General features: G+C 39.3%; 15 protein-coding genes and 2 pseudogenes. 3 read left to right on the top strand and 14 right to left on the bottom strand.

All coding sequences use genetic code 11. The annotated features are described in order from the left end of the window. Positions 1 to 22: 22 nt before the first annotated feature. From A3IA_RS13400 to A3IA_RS0104215, 5 genes and pseudogenes are all read right to left on the bottom strand, one after another. Positions 23 to 1,018: pseudogene (locus A3IA_RS13400) on the bottom strand (PTS transporter subunit EIIC); the annotation flags it as partial. Positions 1,019 to 1,037: 19 nt separating this feature from the next. Then, complete coding sequence (locus tag A3IA_RS0104230; protein ID WP_018380106.1) at positions 1,038 to 1,559, bottom strand: hypothetical protein; 522 nt, start codon at positions 1,557 to 1,559, stop codon at positions 1,038 to 1,040. 12 nt (positions 1,560 to 1,571) lie between these two features. Continuing rightward, positions 1,572 to 1,886, bottom strand: coding sequence for a PTS cellobiose transporter subunit IIA (locus A3IA_RS0104225; RefSeq protein ID WP_018380105.1), 315 nt, complete (start codon positions 1,884 to 1,886; stop codon positions 1,572 to 1,574). A 1-nt stretch (position 1,887) separates the two neighbouring features. Continuing rightward, on the bottom strand, positions 1,888 to 3,879 hold the full coding sequence (locus A3IA_RS0104220; protein ID WP_018380104.1) for a BglG family transcription antiterminator: 1,992 nt from the start codon (positions 3,877 to 3,879) through the stop codon (positions 1,888 to 1,890). A gap of 44 nt (positions 3,880 to 3,923) precedes the next feature. Then, on the bottom strand, positions 3,924 to 4,238 hold the full coding sequence (locus A3IA_RS0104215; RefSeq protein ID WP_018380103.1) for a PTS cellobiose transporter subunit IIB: 315 nt from the start codon (positions 4,236 to 4,238) through the stop codon (positions 3,924 to 3,926). Between the two features lie 238 nt (positions 4,239 to 4,476). Between A3IA_RS0104215 and A3IA_RS12960 the strand changes: the two genes are divergently transcribed. Further along, entirely contained in the window at positions 4,477 to 4,623 is a 147-nt protein-coding gene (locus tag A3IA_RS12960) for a hypothetical protein (RefSeq protein ID WP_018380102.1), read from the top strand. Here A3IA_RS12960 and A3IA_RS0104205 read toward each other — a convergent pair. From A3IA_RS0104205 to A3IA_RS0104175, 8 genes and pseudogenes are all read right to left on the bottom strand, one after another. Beyond that, a complete protein-coding gene (locus tag A3IA_RS0104205; protein WP_018380101.1) occupies positions 4,620 to 4,949 on the bottom strand; it encodes a hypothetical protein in 330 nt (109 codons plus the stop codon). The genes A3IA_RS12960 and A3IA_RS0104205 overlap by 4 nt on opposite strands. 104 nt (positions 4,950 to 5,053) lie before the next feature. Beyond that, the gene (locus tag A3IA_RS0104200) at positions 5,054 to 6,493 is read right to left on the bottom strand and encodes a 6-phospho-beta-glucosidase (protein ID WP_018380100.1); all 1,440 of its coding nucleotides are present in this window, start codon (positions 6,491 to 6,493) and stop codon (positions 5,054 to 5,056) included. A 226-nt stretch (positions 6,494 to 6,719) separates the two neighbouring features. Then, positions 6,720 to 6,848, bottom strand: a pseudogene (locus A3IA_RS12540) (IS630 transposase-related protein); the annotation flags it as partial. A gap of 662 nt (positions 6,849 to 7,510) precedes the next feature. After that, positions 7,511 to 8,410 (bottom strand): ROK family protein, encoded by a 900-nt coding sequence (locus A3IA_RS0104195; protein ID WP_018380099.1) that lies wholly within the window; start codon positions 8,408 to 8,410, stop codon positions 7,511 to 7,513. 65 nt (positions 8,411 to 8,475) lie between these two features. Next, the gene (locus A3IA_RS0104190; RefSeq protein WP_018380098.1) at positions 8,476 to 9,954 is read right to left on the bottom strand and encodes a glycoside hydrolase family 1 protein; all 1,479 of its coding nucleotides are present in this window, start codon (positions 9,952 to 9,954) and stop codon (positions 8,476 to 8,478) included. 526 nt (positions 9,955 to 10,480) lie between these two features. Further along, the gene (locus tag A3IA_RS0104185; protein WP_018380097.1) at positions 10,481 to 11,293 is read right to left on the bottom strand and encodes a Cof-type HAD-IIB family hydrolase; all 813 of its coding nucleotides are present in this window, start codon (positions 11,291 to 11,293) and stop codon (positions 10,481 to 10,483) included. Between the two features lie 13 nt (positions 11,294 to 11,306). Next, positions 11,307 to 12,317 carry a Gfo/Idh/MocA family oxidoreductase gene (locus A3IA_RS0104180; RefSeq protein ID WP_018380096.1) on the bottom strand — a complete coding sequence of 337 codons (1,011 nt, stop codon included), beginning with the start codon at positions 12,315 to 12,317 and terminating at the stop codon, positions 11,307 to 11,309. Positions 12,318 to 12,504: 187 nt separating this feature from the next. Continuing rightward, the gene (locus A3IA_RS0104175; protein ID WP_018380095.1) at positions 12,505 to 13,941 is read right to left on the bottom strand and encodes a glycoside hydrolase family 1 protein; all 1,437 of its coding nucleotides are present in this window, start codon (positions 13,939 to 13,941) and stop codon (positions 12,505 to 12,507) included. A 144-nt stretch (positions 13,942 to 14,085) separates the two neighbouring features. Here A3IA_RS0104175 and A3IA_RS0104170 point away from each other — a divergent pair, with 144 nt between their 5' ends. Beyond that, entirely contained in the window at positions 14,086 to 15,015 is a 930-nt protein-coding gene (locus A3IA_RS0104170; RefSeq protein ID WP_018380094.1) for a helix-turn-helix domain-containing protein, read from the top strand. 127 nt (positions 15,016 to 15,142) lie between these two features. Here A3IA_RS0104170 and A3IA_RS0104165 read toward each other — a convergent pair whose 3' ends face one another. Continuing rightward, entirely contained in the window at positions 15,143 to 17,056 is a 1,914-nt protein-coding gene (locus tag A3IA_RS0104165; RefSeq protein WP_018380093.1) for a beta-glucoside-specific PTS transporter subunit IIABC, read from the bottom strand. 340 nt (positions 17,057 to 17,396) lie between these two features. Between A3IA_RS0104165 and A3IA_RS0104160 the strand changes: the two genes are divergently transcribed. After that, positions 17,397 to 17,579 (top strand): helix-turn-helix domain-containing protein (locus A3IA_RS0104160; protein WP_018380092.1); only part of this gene is annotated, 183 nt, incomplete at its 3' end.

Here is a 17,579-nt window from a genome sequence, read left to right as displayed (position 1 = left end):
GCGCTGCTGTGTAACCTTTGCCTGGTTTTACATCTGTGAAGGTAGCGTTACCAAACGCATCAGTCTTGACTTGACGACCTGAACCATCTGCTGCCAACAATTCAACTGTTGCGCCGACAACTGGGTTGAAGCCATTATCAACAACCTTGATGGTTGCTGAGGCGATTGGGTTAACAAAAGCAAAGATGATATTGGCACCGTGAATACCAACAATCCAAAGAGCCTGAGTTAGAAGGTAGATGATGACAAGACCAATCCAAGTACTTGTAAGATTTGCAACGAAACCAAATGGAATCGCAATAACTTGGAAAATATCTGTTCCTAATGCTACGAGAATACCATTTAAAATGATAACAAAGAAAGCAACAACAAACGAAGGAATCAAGGCTGTAAAACCACGAGATACTCCTTCTGGAACTGATTCAGGCATTTTGATGACCCAGTTGTTTTTCACACACATGCGGTACAAAAGAACTGAAACAACACCCATAATGATAGCTGTAAAGATACCAGTAGTACCAAAACGAGTGACACCATTTGCCATTGCCCAACCATCAGCAACAACTGCACCTTCTTTAAGGGAAACAACTGATGACATCATCCCTTTTTCAAAAACGATTTGAGGAACGGTCATAATGAATGCAAAGAGGGCAAGTAGAGCACCGTTGATTGGTGTCAAATCAAGTTCTTCTTCTTCAGCATAGATTTTTGTCAATTCGTATCCAATAGCAAGTACAAAGTAAAGTGACAATGATCCCATTGTTGCGTAGTTAGCAACCATATAGAGGGCTGTGAATTTGTCAAATGATGCTGCAAAAATATCAGCAACAATTGGCCAGAATGAAAATGCTTGTGGCAAGATACTAAATACCAAGAACATTGACCCGACAATCGTGAAGGGAACTGCAGCCATACCAGCAGCTGTGATGGCACGAACGATTTTATATGACGCCAGTTTCCCCATAGGCCCCATGAGATATTTGTCCAATAGACTAAAGAAACCTTTTTGTTCTTCCATGAGAACTCCTCCTAAAAAATTAAATGTATTTTTCAATAGTTTGAAAACGTTGGTAATATTTGTCCTTATTCTGCTTAATTAAGGTAATGCGATTTAAATTTAAATTAACAAGAAGCATTCCTAAAACTTGCAGAATAATAATCATTAACTTTGCAGAGAATTGATTTGTAAAAGTTGGAAATAAAACAGATGTTTGGTTGAACGCTGTCAAAGCAATGACTAATAGATGAGTCATCAACTGTATTTTTAAAGCTAACTCTGTACGTGACAATTTTGGAGCAGATGCACCATATAGTTTAAATTGCTCAACGGTTGCTATAATTAATACAGCTAGCAAAGCAAGAGGGATAAGCAAGTAAAGATTTGGCTTAAAAAATAAAGTTAATGACCAATAGATATTAGCAAAGAAAAAGAGTGCCAAACTAAATCGAAAGAGCATGTAACGGTTAAATAAATTATTTTTTTGCTTAACTTCTCTTCTAATCTCCTCAGCTGTTCTAGGAGTGTTATTTTCTTTATGAGTAGACGTTACCTTACTCATTTCATCACCTTCCTATCCAACTTTTCTATACAAAGCTAGCATTTCAAGTGCCACTTCACGCAGTGTCATGGTTGTCATTAGGTGGTCTTGTGCATGGACCATAATAATTTCAATTTTGATTTCTGTGCCACTAGCATACTCTTGTAAAAGATCTGTTTGAGCATGGTGCGCTTCTAGCATATCTGCATTAGCATCTTCTAAAAGTTGCTCTGCCTTATCATAATCTCCTTCACGCATAGCCGCAAAAGCTTCATGAACGATAGTACGAGCATTTCCGCTGCTTAGAATAATACCAAAAGCAGCCATTTGCAATTCTTCTGTATTCATATTAACTCCTTTTACTATCTAAAAATATAGCTTTAAATGTTTCAAAATCCTTTGCCTTAATAAGGTCATTTTTGACATCAGGTAAATCAACCAAATCAACTATTCGACTTGTAATAGGTTTCAAACCTTCATTCGAGTATATTGATGGTGCCACTAAGAAAATTAACTTAATGTTTTCAAAACCGTCTTCCCAATACAAACCATTTTTGATAATGGCAACAGCAATCTGATGTTTCTCATTAATCGGCTTTAATGGGTGAGGAACTGCAATATCTTGATCAAAGACCAAAGTGCTCAATCGTTCTCGCCCTTTAATTAAATCAGCTAATTCTTCTTGTTGACTAACATTATCTGGAATTAGCAATCGAATCATTTCAGAAATAAGTTCAGACTTATCAGCTTTTTCCAAAACTATAAAATGGTCTTTTGAAAAATAAGACTCAAAAGATGCTAACAAGACATCTTCACTTGAAACACTATGATTCTGTTGAACTTTCTTTTGATGATGCTTTCCTCTAAGTTGAGAAAATGTTTTTTTAGCATCAAGCACTTCTTGTTCTGATAAGAAAACACTAACCGTTTGAACAGGGATATTAAAGACTAAGTTCGATAAATCAATGGTTGACATGATGACATCAACGTCTTTAAGTTTGTCATTCGTTAAGTCATAATAACCAATGACATCTGAAATCGTCACCAACTGTCCCAACTCATTAATAATTCTATTTTTAAGCATCTGGGCGCTTCCAAAACCAGTCGCGCAAATAACCAGAACACTTAACTTATTCCTTTCCTTTTGACGCTCTATGGATGCCATAAAATGAAGGGCAACATAAGCTATTTCGTCTTCCGAAAGATGATACTTTTGAAAAGATGGGAGACCCGACATAAAATCTGTTGTTAATCTAAAAATATCTAGATAGCGATTTTTTATATCATCAAGGAGAGGATTGGTCAAATGAATATTGTTGTTCAAACGTTCCAATAAAATGTCAAGATGGGACATCAAACCTTCCATTAAAGAGGGGTCATTGGCAAAATCGTACTCTTCATTCGCGTCGCAGGCTTCTATCCCAAGGCTGACTTCTTGTCTTAAATTGGCTCTTTCAATATTAACGTCTTCGTTTACATTTGATTTTGAAATAAGGTGAAGGGCGATATAGGCTGTTTCTTCAGGCGGGATTAATTCATCTTGCACCAATCTTCTAGAAAGTCGTTTGCTAATATTTTTAGCAACAGCTAGCTCCTTTGCGTATTTTTTAGCATTCAAGTCCACTGGAGAAATGCGGAACCCTTTCTGGAAGCGCTGGATGGCTAATGCTAAGTGAATCACTAAATTTTGAATCGCATAGTCAGAAAGTTTTAAGCCTTCATTGCGACATTCATCTAAGACGATAATGGTCAATTCTTCCATTGATAAGGGCAGTGTTAACATGTCTTTACCAACAAAATGAGACATGTTTTGATGAAAATGATCGCCGAAAAAGTAATCCATAATAAAGTGGCGCTTATCTTGTTCATTTCCCAAAACATAAACGCCACGGTAGGGTTTGCTCTCAATGCTCAATTGGTACTTTGCTAACTGGCTCCTAATCTTCTTAAAATCGCTTGATAAAGTTGACCGACTCACGAATAGCTGCTCTGCTAAATCATCAAACAGAACCGTTTCTTCTTCAAAAATCAACTTGTTTAAAATCGCTTTATGCCGATTTTCAATATCGCCATAATCTAGACCCACAGCGAGATCATTCTCAACAAGGAAATGATGGTAAATGTCATCATCAATAATGTCAAGCTGATAACCGAACCCCTGTTTAGAAACAATCCTAAAACCCGCTTCTTCAACAGACAAATCTGACGATAATTTTTTGATATAAGTACGAATCGTTCTATCAGAATAGGAAAGATAATCTGCTAAGGCTTTACTAGTTGAATACTCTCCTCGATGTTGGTAGAGGTATTGTAAAATCATTTTTTCCTTCGTGTTAAGCATACCATCCTCCCAAAATGAAATCGCTCATCTATTAGAAAAAGGAATTAGATGTTATCCAAAACCAACTTCGCCATCTTTTCAATCCCCATTGGAATAGGAATATAAGCTTGTGGTGGGATTTGAACGATTGGTTTACCAACTTTTTTAGCGGCTTCTTCAAATTGTTTGTAGTGCATTTTAGTTTGCGGACTGATAAGGTACAAGTCATATTCAGCGGCATTGATTTTCTTACCACCTTCAGGAACACCCACAGCATTCATTTCAACATCATGCCCTTGTTCTGCCAAGAGTGTTTGCGTTTTTTTGGCAATAAGTGAAGATGACATCCCACCAGCACAGATAATCAAAGCTTTAGTCATAAGTAAATCCTCCAATATATTTTCTAATTTATGTTATGACTTCATTCTATTCGAAACCGTTTTCAATATCAAAAGAGACTTTTTCCTTAGCACTGCGGAAAAAGTCTCTATTTAATTTTTAGAATTTCCTTATCTCATAAAAACGAAAAAAATCAGCCCAAACGAGCTGATTTCGAAACGTAGACACCCTTTCTAAAAATTTGATAATTTGGGAAATTTTGCAGGGAGACCGATAAGAATGAAACTGTTAGAAAGGCTGTTATTTCAACGTTTTTTTGGGGGGCATTTTGGGCTTGAAAAAAGATTGAAGAAGAATGCTCAAAAATGGACTTTTTCTTCAATTCTGAATAGTCAGCTCAAACGAGCTATTTTTCCATTTGATTAAGCCACACCTAATGGTCCAGACGCTTGAACAGATTGCACAATGACTTGTTGTTTAGTTAAATGGTATTTATTCACTAAGCAATCTCTCAATTTACGATCATTCCATCTTGATTGAACAACATATGTATTTTTTGACTGTGAGACAACTCTTAAATGTTTTCTAAGTTCATCATCGCTTCTTAAATCAGGTATATCAGACACACCGATAAAGCGAATAGAATAGTTGTAACCAATTTTTTTATTAACTTTTAGCATCGCTCTCGTTGGTAAATACACGAGTCCAACTAAGAACATTAGCATCATAAAATAAATGATGATATCTTCCATTTCAATACGCTTTCTATATTTTACTTTATTTTAAATCCTATATACCATTCAACAAGTTATCTAAAAAATATTGTCTACTTTTTTAAGTGACAATGATATGCCTTTTATTTCAAAAGACTTTCACCATTACTTGCAATCACTTCTTTATACCAATTAAAGGATTGTTTTGGTGAGCGTTCATAACTTCCCTCACCATCATCATCTTTGTCAACATAAATGAAGCCATAGCGTTTGCGCATTTCACCTGTACCAGCTGAAACAAGGTCAATACATCCCCAAGGTGTGTAACCCATCAAATCAACCCCATCTTCATCGACTGCCTTGATGAATTCTTTGATATGAGCCCCTAGATAGTCAATCCGATAATCATCATGGACCATACCATCCTCTTCAACTTGATCAATAGCACCAAAACCATTTTCAACGATAAAGAGTGGCAAGTGGTACATATCTGTAAACCAGTTTAGGCTATAACGGAGACCTTCTGGGTCAATTTGCCAATCCCAATCAGATGCCTTAACATAGTTATTTTTTACCAAATCTTCTGTTTCAAGATAGTCATAGTGAGGATTATTTTCCCGGTGTGAATCAATGGCAAAACTCATGTAGTATGAGAATCCGATATAATCAACCGTTCCTTCAAGCAAGTCCTCACGGTCTTTTTCAGTAAAATCAACCTCAATTCCTTTACGTTCCCAATACTTGATGATGTGTTCTGGATAAAAACCATGCACATGAACATCGGTAAAGTAATAACGTTTTTGCATGGCTTTTTGAGCCATTAGGATATCAGATGGTTTACATGTCGCAGGATAAATCGGACACATGGCAATCATGCAGCCAATTTGGAAGTCAGGATTGATATCATGCCCAATTTTAACAGCACGCGCTGACGCCACTAATTCATAGTGGGCTGCTTGATACATAATAGCTTCGCGGTCATCACCTTCTTTGTAAACAATTCCTGAGTTAGTGAATGGTGCAAAATCTTCTTGGTAGTTGGCTTGGTTGTTGATTTCATTAAAGGTCATCCAGTATTTAACCTTATCTTTATAACGTTTAAAGACCACTTCCGCAAAACGCACAAAGAAATCAATAACCTTGCGATTTGTAAATCCACCGTATTCTGTCACCAAATGGTATGGCAATTCAAAATGAGATAGCGTTACAACTGGCTCAATGCCATATTTCAAACATTCATCAAACAAATCATCGTAGAATTGAAGCCCTTCTTCATTAGGCTCTAGTTCATCACCTTTGGGAAAAATACGCGTCCAAGCAATCGATGTTCGGAAGCACTTAAAGCCCATGTCCGCAAAAAGAGCGATATCTTCTTTATAACGATGGTAAAAATCAATTGCTTCGTGATTAGGGTAGTATTTCCCCTCTAAAACGCCAGCTGTGATTTCACGAGGAACACCGTGGCGACCTGCTGTCATGACATCTGCTACAGAGATTCCCTTGCCACCTTCTTGCCAACCACCTTCTAGTTGATGAGCAGCAACCGCACCACCCCATAAAAAATCGTCACGTAATTTAGACATACTAGCCTCCTTGTTAGTTTTATTTAGTTTTAGTTTAGCAAGCGATTACATATTTGACCATAGCATAAATTTCCTTAGTGACTAAGGAAATTCAGGCTAAGAAGCTATGATATAGTCAACTGAAACAAGAGCAGGACAAAAGTGCCTCCATGAAAATATGGCCATTTGGCGATACTTTCATTGAGGCATTTTTGATGTAAGCTCATGTTTTCTCGATGGGATTGTACTCAAGTAGTTTTAGCCATTGATAAATGGTGTTNCGTGAGATTTGGAAAACAACAGATGCTTCAGAAATACTGCCAGTTTTGTCACTGTATGCGAGAACTTTTTTACGAAAATCTAGTGAATATGCCATAAAAACATGATATCACAAGTGTACTGTTTTTATTTCATTTTGCTATAAAACACCACGTACTACTTTTTTTATCATCATACCCAATTGGTATAGTCTTTTGAATTCACTTTGCTACATGGTCACTTTCGACTTGCCCTACTCATACTCAATGAAATTCAAAAGCAGACTAGGCGACACAGATAGCAGATAGAACTGAAGGTCATCACATCAAGTCAACAAGGTCTTCTTTTTGATTTTCGAAGAGTATCAGGTACTGTCCGTGTCTTTTCTGTTCCTTGTTCTGAAAGCTAATTCATTTGACTATAGAAGCTGAGACTACTAAATCAAACGCCTTACCTTAGTGACTTTTGTTCCACTCTGCTTTATGTTGTTTCAGCACATTTCTAATTATCTATTTTATTAGCCCTTTCGTCCTCAAACGAGGCAAAGCAAACACAATCTTATCTTCCATTTTGGACTATCTTTTCGCTCCTGTGTCCTTCATTTCGCTAACCATGGAGCTCATATTGATGGAAACCTCTTTTTAAATGGTGAAAGTATTATTTTATAGAATAGGCTGCTCATGCTCTTATGATTTACACACTAATCCTCAACTAAGCCGATATGGTAACATACCAACTTCCAAGCTCTCTACGATGACATGTTCAAAAAACCAGTCCCCTTTACATGGTTTGCTCTAAATAGTAGGCTGCTCCGATTAGATTGGCTGAATTTTGATAGAAACAAGCCGTCACCTGCGGTCTTTTAACCACTTTGAAAACCCAAGCGTTTTCAGTTTCCAACTGGTCCAACTGACGATTGACTTCCTCAATCAAGATGGCTTGGGCGGAAATCCCACCACCAATAACAACTCGCTCCACATCCAAAATGCTCTGTAGATTGTTAATTTGGAGCGCAAACTGACGACAATAACCTTGAAAAATGGAATAGACGCGCTCATCCTTACGCTTAATAGCTTCAAATACCGCTCTACCGTCCTGCTCTTCTGATAAACCAAGCGCTTTGGCACACCTTGCAATGACATTCACCGCAGACAGAGACCCACCTGCCAAATCTTCCCCTGATAGGGGAGACATTTTATCTTGTGGTAGAGCAAAGGTCAATTCCCCCGCTTGAAAATGCGACCCTTGATAAAGTTCCCCATTGATAATAATCCCACCACCAAGACCGGTTCCCACAATCATGGCTAAACCATTCTGAACCCCTTTTAGATTTCCAGAAGCTAGTTCAGCTAAGGCAGCAGCCTTGCCATCATTAAGAACGGCTACTGGTTTTTGATAGGATTTCTCCAAGAAGGCTTTGAACGAAAAACCATCTAAATACTGCAACATGCCTCCATTATAAACAGTTCCTGTTATAGGATCAGTCGTACCCGGACAGGAAATCGCAATCCCTTCAATAGTATCTAAATGTGGCGCAATCATATCCTGCAAGAGTTTTTGACAATCCTCTAAATCACGCGCAGAGGGCCTTTCTGAAAAAGATTGTTCAAGTTGAAAATCTTCTGAAATCAAGGCTGATTTAAACTGGGTTCCACCCAAATCAATAGCTAGAAATGACATGTTTTTTCCTCTTCTTTTTTAACAGTTCAAAATCACGGCTGCTCAAACAACCGTGATTTTAGGACTTAATCTAAATGTTCACCATTTGAAGCGATGACTTTTTGATACCAATAAAAGCTGTCTTTTGGGGTACGGTTAAGCGTTCCCTTCCCTTCATCATCCATATCCACATAGATGAAACCGTAACGCTTACGCATCTCCCCTGTCCCTGCTGAAACAATGTCAATGCAGCCCCAAGTGGTGTAGGCAATGAGGTCAACACCATTGTCAATGGCCTTGCTCATGGCTTTCACATGGGCGCGGTGGTAATTAATACGGTAATCATCATGGATAGAGCCGTCTTCTTCTACGGTATCAAAAGCTCCAAGACCGTTCTCTACTACCATGAGAGGAATTTCATAACGGTCATAGATTTTTTCAAGGTAGTATTGAAGACCATCTGGATCGTGCGCCCAGCCCCAGTCAGAGTAGGTCAGGTAAGGGTTTTTAGCCCCAGTTGAGAAGTTTCCTGCCACTTGTTCCCCACCGGTATGAGTTGTCACATTGTTTGACATGTAGTAAGAGAAGGTATACATGTCAACAGTTCCATTTTTGATGTCTTCCAAGTCTTCTTCAGTAATATCTAGCTCAACATGATGCTCTTGCCAGAGACGTTTAGCGTATGTACCGTATTTTCCTTTGGCTTGCACATCCCCGCAATAGTAAATACCGGACTCCCACTTGTGTTGATTTGCCAAAATATCTTTAGGATCAGCAGTCGCTGGGTAGAAGGCAATGCCGCAAATCATGTTGCCAATCATGAAGTCAGGATTGATTTTGTGACCGAGTTGGACAGCTTTAGCTGAAGCGACAAACTGATGATGAAGGATTTGATAGCCTTTTTGATACTCCCCATCAGAAGCTTTGCTGCCAAACATATCCAAAAACATGGTAGTGTTATTGATTTCATTAAAGGTCAGCCAGTATTTGACAAGGTCTTTGTATTCATTGAAAATAACCTCGCAGTATTTGACGTAAAAATCAATCAGTTTACGGTTAGTCCAGCCACCGTAATTTTCTTCAAGAGCCAGTGGCGTATCAAAGTGCCAGATGGACACGAGTGGCTCTATATTGTACTTGCGACATTCTTCAAAAACAGAACGGTAAAAATCAAGTCCTGCTTGATTTGGCTGTGCATCATCCCCATTAGGGAAAATCCGCGCCCAAGAAATAGATAAGCGAAAAATCGAGTAACCCATCTCTGCAAAGAGCTTAATGTCTTCTTTATAACGATGGTAAAAATCCACCGCAACATGATTAGGATAATGCTCCGTATCAAGAATCGCATGCTTAGCGCCTTCTGGAATCTGACCATTGTGCCCCATTGCACTAACTTTGCCCGGTTGACCATCTTTGTCAATGTAAGTCATGTAACGTGGTGAGTTTGCTGTGCCACCTGTTGACACATCCGTTGCAACAAGTCCACGCCCATCTTCATGATAAGCCCCTTCTGCTTGATTGGCAGCAATTGCACCACCCCATAAAAAATCTTTTGGAAATGTCATTATCCTACCTCTTTCTACTTTTGATGTTATAACCATATTATAGCTCAAACAAGGGAGTATTTCTGGTAGCATCGCATGAAAAAATGATACTATCTTACGATTTTAAGTCAAGATGGAGCTGCCTGAACGACACTTTTATATAGTCAAATGCATTAACTTTGATACATGGGCATTTTCGACTTGCCCTACTCAAGTAGTGTCCGTATTTCAGTTCCTTGTCTGAAGATTAATTCATCCTCTTCGAAAATCAAAAGCAGACCTTGTTGACTTGATGTGATGACCTTCAGTTCTATTTACATCAGTGTCGCCTTGTCTACTTTTGATTTTCATTAAGTATCATTTGACTATAGTAGTGCTTTAGCTCAAACTTCTGTTTCGTTTGGCATTCCAGACAAGGACTTGGACGGTGATGAACTGATTTCTGGTATCACTAGTGGTGAGAATAATTAGTCTAAAAAAGCTCTAGACCGCCCATCATCAGCCGTCTAGAGCTTTCATTCTATAGTTACAACAGCTCTGCGCTCCTTTAATATCCTAAATCGTCCAGATACGCTTCGATAACATCTAAAACGCCATCTTCTTCATTAGTCTTAGCCTCATACTTGGCTGATGCCTTAACAGCTTCACCAGCGTTTGCCATAGCGTAAGACTCACTAGCTAATGTTAACATTTCAATATCATTGGAATTGTCACCGAAAGCCATCACCTCTTCAGCGCTTATCCCCCACATGGTCATCAGCTGCTTGAGTCCCCACGCTTTATGCATGCCTTTTGTGATCAAGTCAATACTACCAAAACCACTAGCAACAGGCACTAAAGATAAATCAGATAGCTCCTTAGAAACAGCTTCAATCACTGGTTCACTGTTACCATCTGGAACGACTACTACCGTTTTGTAGAAATTATCCTGAGGAAGAGGCTGTAAATGCTTCACCTCTACCATCACCGGTAAATGAAGACTCAAAAAATCCTTAACACTATCATTGGTCGTCTCTAGTAAATACCCTGCTTTTTCCCCTGTAAGGCAGATAGCAACCTCAGGAAAGGTTTTCTCAATATATCGTATCAAGGCTTCAATCTCCTCACCCGATTGAAAATGCTGAGCGATGGTTTTCTCCTTTGAAACAATATGACTGCCATTTTCAGCAATAAAAGTCAATTCTTTATAATCATTGGGAAATTTCGACGTCAACTGACGGTATTGGTTACCACTAGCCACCACAAACTTAATGTCATGATTTTTTAGACGCTTTAAAATTCTCTCAAATCTCGCCACATCATAAGATTTATCATCTCTCAGAAAGCTACCATCCATATCGGTTGCAATTAGTTTAATCATTGAGACTCCTTTATTATTTTAGTGTTGCGATGCCTTCTTCTAACAAGGACATCAAAAGTAAAGTTTGCTCCTCTTTAACTAGTGGCTCAGCACCATTTTTCAAAGTATCATAGAGAGCATCGTAGAAAAGGCTGTAATCACCGACTTCTGACACCACTTTTTCTTCGTGGAATTGTCCATCTTCCATATAAGAAAGGACACCGTAATCTTGCGGACGATCCAAGCCAAAGTCAGCATGATTAGGCAGATAGAATTTCTTCAAATCTTCTTCCTGCCGATCTTTTGTAGCCTTGATAAATACGCCCTTATCACCATATAGCGCAAAACTTGGACGTTCTTTAAGTCGAAAATAGGATGATTTGACCGAAACTTTAAGCTCTCCATATGTCAAATCAATGTCAAAATAATCATTCATACGATGCTCACCAAGTAGCTGGCGCAAGTCAAAATGAACGTGGTCAGGTTTGCCAAAATAAGAAATCACTTGATCCAAGGTATGGCAGCCATGATTATACAAAAAGCTGGTATCAATTGAAAATTCAGTCACACTCTCAGGCACTTCTGGACGAAAATAATCATAATGCATCTCAAGTTCTTGAAGTTTGCCCAATTTCTTTGATTCGATAACCTTTTGAGTGGTTAAAAAATCAGCATCAAAACGACGGTTTTGATAACCCTGAAGCATGAGACCTTTCTCGCGTGCAAGATGAAATAATTCCTTAGCTTCTGCAAGAGTTTTCGTAAAGGGTTTCTCCAGAAGAACATGTTTACCGGCAAGAAGTGCTTTTTTGGCTGACTCATAATGATTGGATAATGGGGTCGTCACCACAACTAGGTCAATTTCTGGGTCATTTAAAAGCTGATTCAAATCAGTGGTGTACCTTGCTCCTTCAACCCTTGCCCAATCTTCCTTGATAGAACGATTATAAATGGTTTTAACCTTAAATTTGCCTGTTTTTAAGACAAAGGGCATATGGTAGCGATTAGTTGATTTGCCATTTCCGATAAATCCAGTTGTAATCATAAAATCCTTCCTCATCATGACTAAACAGCCATTCTGTCGATAGCTAGACCACAATACCCTAACGACAGTTCTAGTATTTGCCATGCAAAAACATAGCTATGTTATAAAACGCTTCCCTCATTGTAGCATAATTCCTATCAGCTAAAAACTCTCTAGTCTGGAGAGTGGCTAGAGAGTAGTCAGAGAATTAGCGGTACAAGGCTTCGCCATTGGTGCTGATGACCTCTTTGTACCAGTCAAATGATTTTTTCTTGTAGCGAGCGAGACTTCCTGTTCCATCATCATTGCGGTCAACATAGATGAAACCATAGCGTTTGGATAGCTGTGCAGTTGAAGCTGAAACCAAATCAATCGGTCCCCATGTCGTGTAACCCCAAAGTTCCACGCCATCTTGAAGCGCTTCTCCCACCTGCACCAAGTGTTTTTGGAGATAGTCAATGCGGTAATCGTCCTCAACGGTTGGGCCATTTGCACCATCAACCAGAACATCTTTGGCGCCTAGACCGTTTTCCACGATAAAGAGTGGCAACTGGTAACGGTCGTAAAAATCGTTAAGAACCAACCGAAGACCAACCGGGTCAATTTGCCAGCCCCATTCTGATGACTCTAAGTAAGGATTGGTAATTCCGCCCAGAATGTTTCCTTTTCCACTAGCATAGTCTTCAGGGTTATGGGCTTGAGCCACTGACATATAGTACGAGAAGGAAATGAAATCAACAGTATTTTTGAGCATTTCTTCATCGCCTGGCGCAAATTGAATCTCAATGTCATTTTCTTTAAAGAAACGTTTGATGTAGTTAGGGTATTTCCCACGCGCATGAATATCTGAGAAAAGATAGTTTTGGTTTTCAAACTCATGCACAGCTAGTTGGTCTAGTGGGTTTGAAGTCATGCCATAGGCTGGCATAGCAATCACCATACAACCTATCTTGAAATCAGGGTTAATTTCGTGAGCGATTTTAGTGGCTGACGCTGAAGCAACTAATTCGTGGTGTACCGCTTGATATAGGTCTTGTTGGGACAGGTCTTCAACTGGCGTTCCAATTCCACCAGACATGAAAGGCGCATGAAGAACCGAATTGACCTCATTAAAGGTCAACCAATACTTAACCTTATCCTTATAGCGAGTGAAGACGGTACGGACATAATTCTCATAAAATCCGATCAAATCACGATTTGCCCAGCCATTGTACTTGCGCGCCAAGTGAAGCGGGGTCTCATAATGAGACAGGGTCACTAAAGGCTCGATACCGTATTTGGCTAACTCATCAAACACATTGTCGTAAAATTGAAGACCAGCTTCGTTGGGTTCTGTTTCATCACCATTTGGAAAAATGCGTGACCAAGCAATCGACATGCGGAACACTTTGAAGCCCATTTCAGCAAAAAGCGCAATATCTTCCTTGTAACGGTGGTAGAAATCAATCCCTTCCAATTTGAGGTTGTCCTCAGTTGGCTGATCTGTAATCAAGGGATTTTTATCAAAAGCTTTGGCAGGTAGCCCACCTTTTGGTGTCACATCTTGCACGGACAAACCTTTGCCGTCAAGGTTATAAGCCCCTTCAAATTGATTGGCAGCTGTCGCACCGCCCCAGAGAAAATCTTTTGGAAATGTATAAGCCATATCAATACCTCGTTCATTTTTATCTGAAACTATTATATAAACATGAGGTCTCAATGACTAGCACTATCCTTTGGAAAACTGATACTATCCTTTGATAATGTCATCACTTGTGCTAAAATAGAATTGAACAAAAGGAGAGCATTTGTGAACAAACAAAAAGAAGATTTTCGTCTTGATATTGATTATAATAACCACTTACTGCCCTACCACTTCTACCATACAGAAGTTAGGGATGGTCGACCAGATACCCTTTTTCATTGGCATCCAGAGTTGGAAATCAACTATATCTATGAAGGGAGTGCTCGCTATCATATTGATTATGATTTTTTCAACAGCACTGCTGGCGACATTGTACTCATCCGTCCCAATGGCATGCATTCCATTCACCCCATTGGTAGGGAAAAACACGTCACTGATACTTTCCTCTTTCACTTGGACATGATTGGCTACTCCATCGTTGATCAGGTCAGTCTTCGCTATCTCCAACCCCTGCAAAATTCCACCTACAAATTTGTCCAGCGCATTCAACCTCATATGGAGGGGTATGACGAGATTAAACGTATCCTTTTTGATATTTTTAAATTAGCCACAGAAGAAGGGAGACACTATGAAGTCTTGCTCAAAGCCAAATTGAACGAGTTGATATACTTGCTCTTCTTCTACCGCTACGTCCTTCGTAAACGCACTGATGATTCCTACCGCAAAGACGAAAAACTTAGAGAACTGATTGATTACATCAATAATCATTACAATGAAGAACTGTCCATCTCGTTTCTGGCTGAAAAAATGGGCTACAGCAAAACCCACTTCATGTCCGTTTTCAAACAGCAAACGGGTTCATCTTGTACCGAATTTATCATTCAAGTCAGGTTAAGCAAGGCTTGTGACGCTCTAGTGAATAGCCGCAAACCAATCATCGAAATCGCCACACAAGTTGGCTTTAACAACCTATCCAACTTCAACCGCCAGTTTAAAAACTATTACCAAATGACCCCAAGCCAGTATCGCAAACAATACACCAAAACTAAAGAAGCCAAAACACTCATTAATCCAACCAACGACGGCCTCTATTAAAGGAAACAAAAAGCGAGGACAAAAGTTCTACTTAAAACATAACATCACAGAGTCTGAGAAATCTTTTGTCTCAGGCTCTTTTTGAAAGTCAGTAAAAAATCCCTCCCGAAGGAAGGATTGAAATAACTTATTTAACAGTTGTAAGAAGGTAGTCACCTGTGTTGACACGGCCTTCTTGTGTTGTTAAAACATCTGTATAGTCATCTGTGTTTGTCACGATGATTGGTGTGATGACTGGAAGTCCAGCTGCTTTGATAGTATTGACATCAAACTCAAGAAGTTTTTGTCCTGGTGTCACTTTGTCACCAACTTCAACAAAATTCTTAAAGCCTTTACCTGCCAATGACACGGTATCCATACCGATATGAATTAAGATTTCAGCTCCGTTCTCAGTTTTAAGACCGATAGCGTGATTGGTTGGGAAGACGAGCGATACTTCCGCATTTGCTGGTGCAACAACAACACCGTCTGCTGGATCAACAGCAATACCTTTCCCCATCGCTCCTGAAGCAAAGACTTCATCAGGAACATTTTCAAGAGCAACAACATTACCGATAAGTGGACTGGCGATAATTTCTTGTTTAATGTCAACAACTTCTTCCGCCGCAACCACTTCTACTTCTTTAACTTTTTCTTCAGTTGGATTCCTATAAAGCGTTGGAACTGGTACAAAGTATTGAATAACAAAGGCAATTACAATAGCTACAAGGGTTAAGATAATCCCCCACATCATACCATTTGTATCACCAGTTTTAGGATTTACCAACGATGGATAAAGGAAGACACCCATACCACCGATAGCATAAGTAGTGACTTTTAAAGCCATCATAGCTGCACCAATAATTCCTGAAACAACACATGAAATCATAAATGGTGTACGCATAGGGAGGGTCACCCCATAAATAGCTGGCTCTGTAACCCCAAAGATTGATGAGATAAGGGCTGGCGTTGTAATTGTTTTAACTTTTTGTTCCTTTGTTTTGAGCAAGATGGCAAGAAGAACACCAGTTTGCGTAAAGTTTGGAAGTAAGGCTGGTGAAAACATTGCAGATTCGCCAGTACTTGCCACTTGTAAGATGGCTAATGGGACAATTGCCCAGTGAAGACCAAACATAACCATCACTTGCCATCCAGCACCAAGAACAAAGCCGAAGATAATTGGGTTAAAGCTTTGAATGGCAACCAGTCCACTACTCAAACCGTCTGATAGCACATTAGCAAGTGGACCTACTGCAAGAAAAGTCAACGGTACAGTGAGTAAGATTGTTACAAAAGGAACGACGAAGAGTTTCACCACATCAGGCGTGATTTTCTTCATAAATTTCTCAATGATTGAAGCAACCCAGATTGCTAAAATCGCTGGCATAACAGTTGAGAGGTAACCACTGGCTGGAAGTGCAAATGGAATACCAAAGACGTTGTCAAGTCCTGCTTTTTTTAGCCCTGCTACTGAAGCTGCAATATCAGGATAAACAAGAGCCGCAGCAATGGCAAGGGCGGTAAATTCATTCACTTTAAACTTACGCGCAGACGTAATGGCAATTAGCAATGGCAGGAATTGGAAGAAACCATCACCAGTGGCATTTAAAATAACGTATAGAGCGCTATTTGATGCATCCATTCCCATTAGACCACCCATAATAGCAACAATACCTTTAATGATACCAGCAGCTGCCAAAGGTCCTAGGAAAGGTTGGAAAATACCTGAAACCAAATCCACAAAACGGTCAAAAAGATTGCCTTTAGGTGCTGAATCCCCCTCATCTGTATCAAGTGAGCCAACCCCTTGAACGCCTTGTTCAAGAACTGCTGCATAAACATCTGGCACATGGTTTCCAATAACGACTTGGTACTGCCCTCCTGCTTTGACAACAGTGACCACACCATCACGCGCTTTAAGGTAATCCGTGTCTGCCTTGCTTTCGTCTTTCAAAACAAAACGTAAACGTGTCACACAGTGTCTAAGGTTGACAACGTTATCTTTGCCACCAACATGAGCGACAATATCTTTTGCCAACTCAGTATAATCTTTTTTAGCCATTAGGGCTCCTCCTAAATATTTGTTTATTGGATTGCTTTAGACAAACAAAAAACCTAAACAAATACCAAATAAACCTCCAGAAGTGGCTACTACTCCTGTCCTTGTTTATCTTGTATTTATTTAGGTTTTGCCTGCTTAACCAGTAACAATCCATCTGATGTTTATTATCATAACAGACTTATCCAAATAATGCAAGCGCTTTTTTATTTTTTTATACAATCAATTTAAAAAGACCAATAATTAAAAGTTTTAAAATGAAGTTAGCCACTTAAAAGTATGAAAAAACACCTCAGAGAGATATAATTGTAATCACCACAAAAACAATTAGAAGGACTCTGAGATGCAAGACTATTATACACCAAAAGGAAAACATTTAACACTATCAGACCGTAGAAATATTGAACGTTGGTTACATGAAGGGTGTTCCAATCGTGAAGTGGCTAGGCGACTAGATAAAGCTCCTCAAACCATTCATAATGAGGTCAAGCGGGGGCTAATTCTCCAACAAGTGCGTCAAAGTAGG

Origin of the sequence: Streptococcus thoraltensis DSM 12221, assembly GCF_000380145.1 — a bacterium.
GTDB lineage: Bacteria > Bacillota > Bacilli > Lactobacillales > Streptococcaceae > Streptococcus > Streptococcus thoraltensis.
This window is presented reverse-complemented; position numbering and strand designations above follow the sequence as displayed.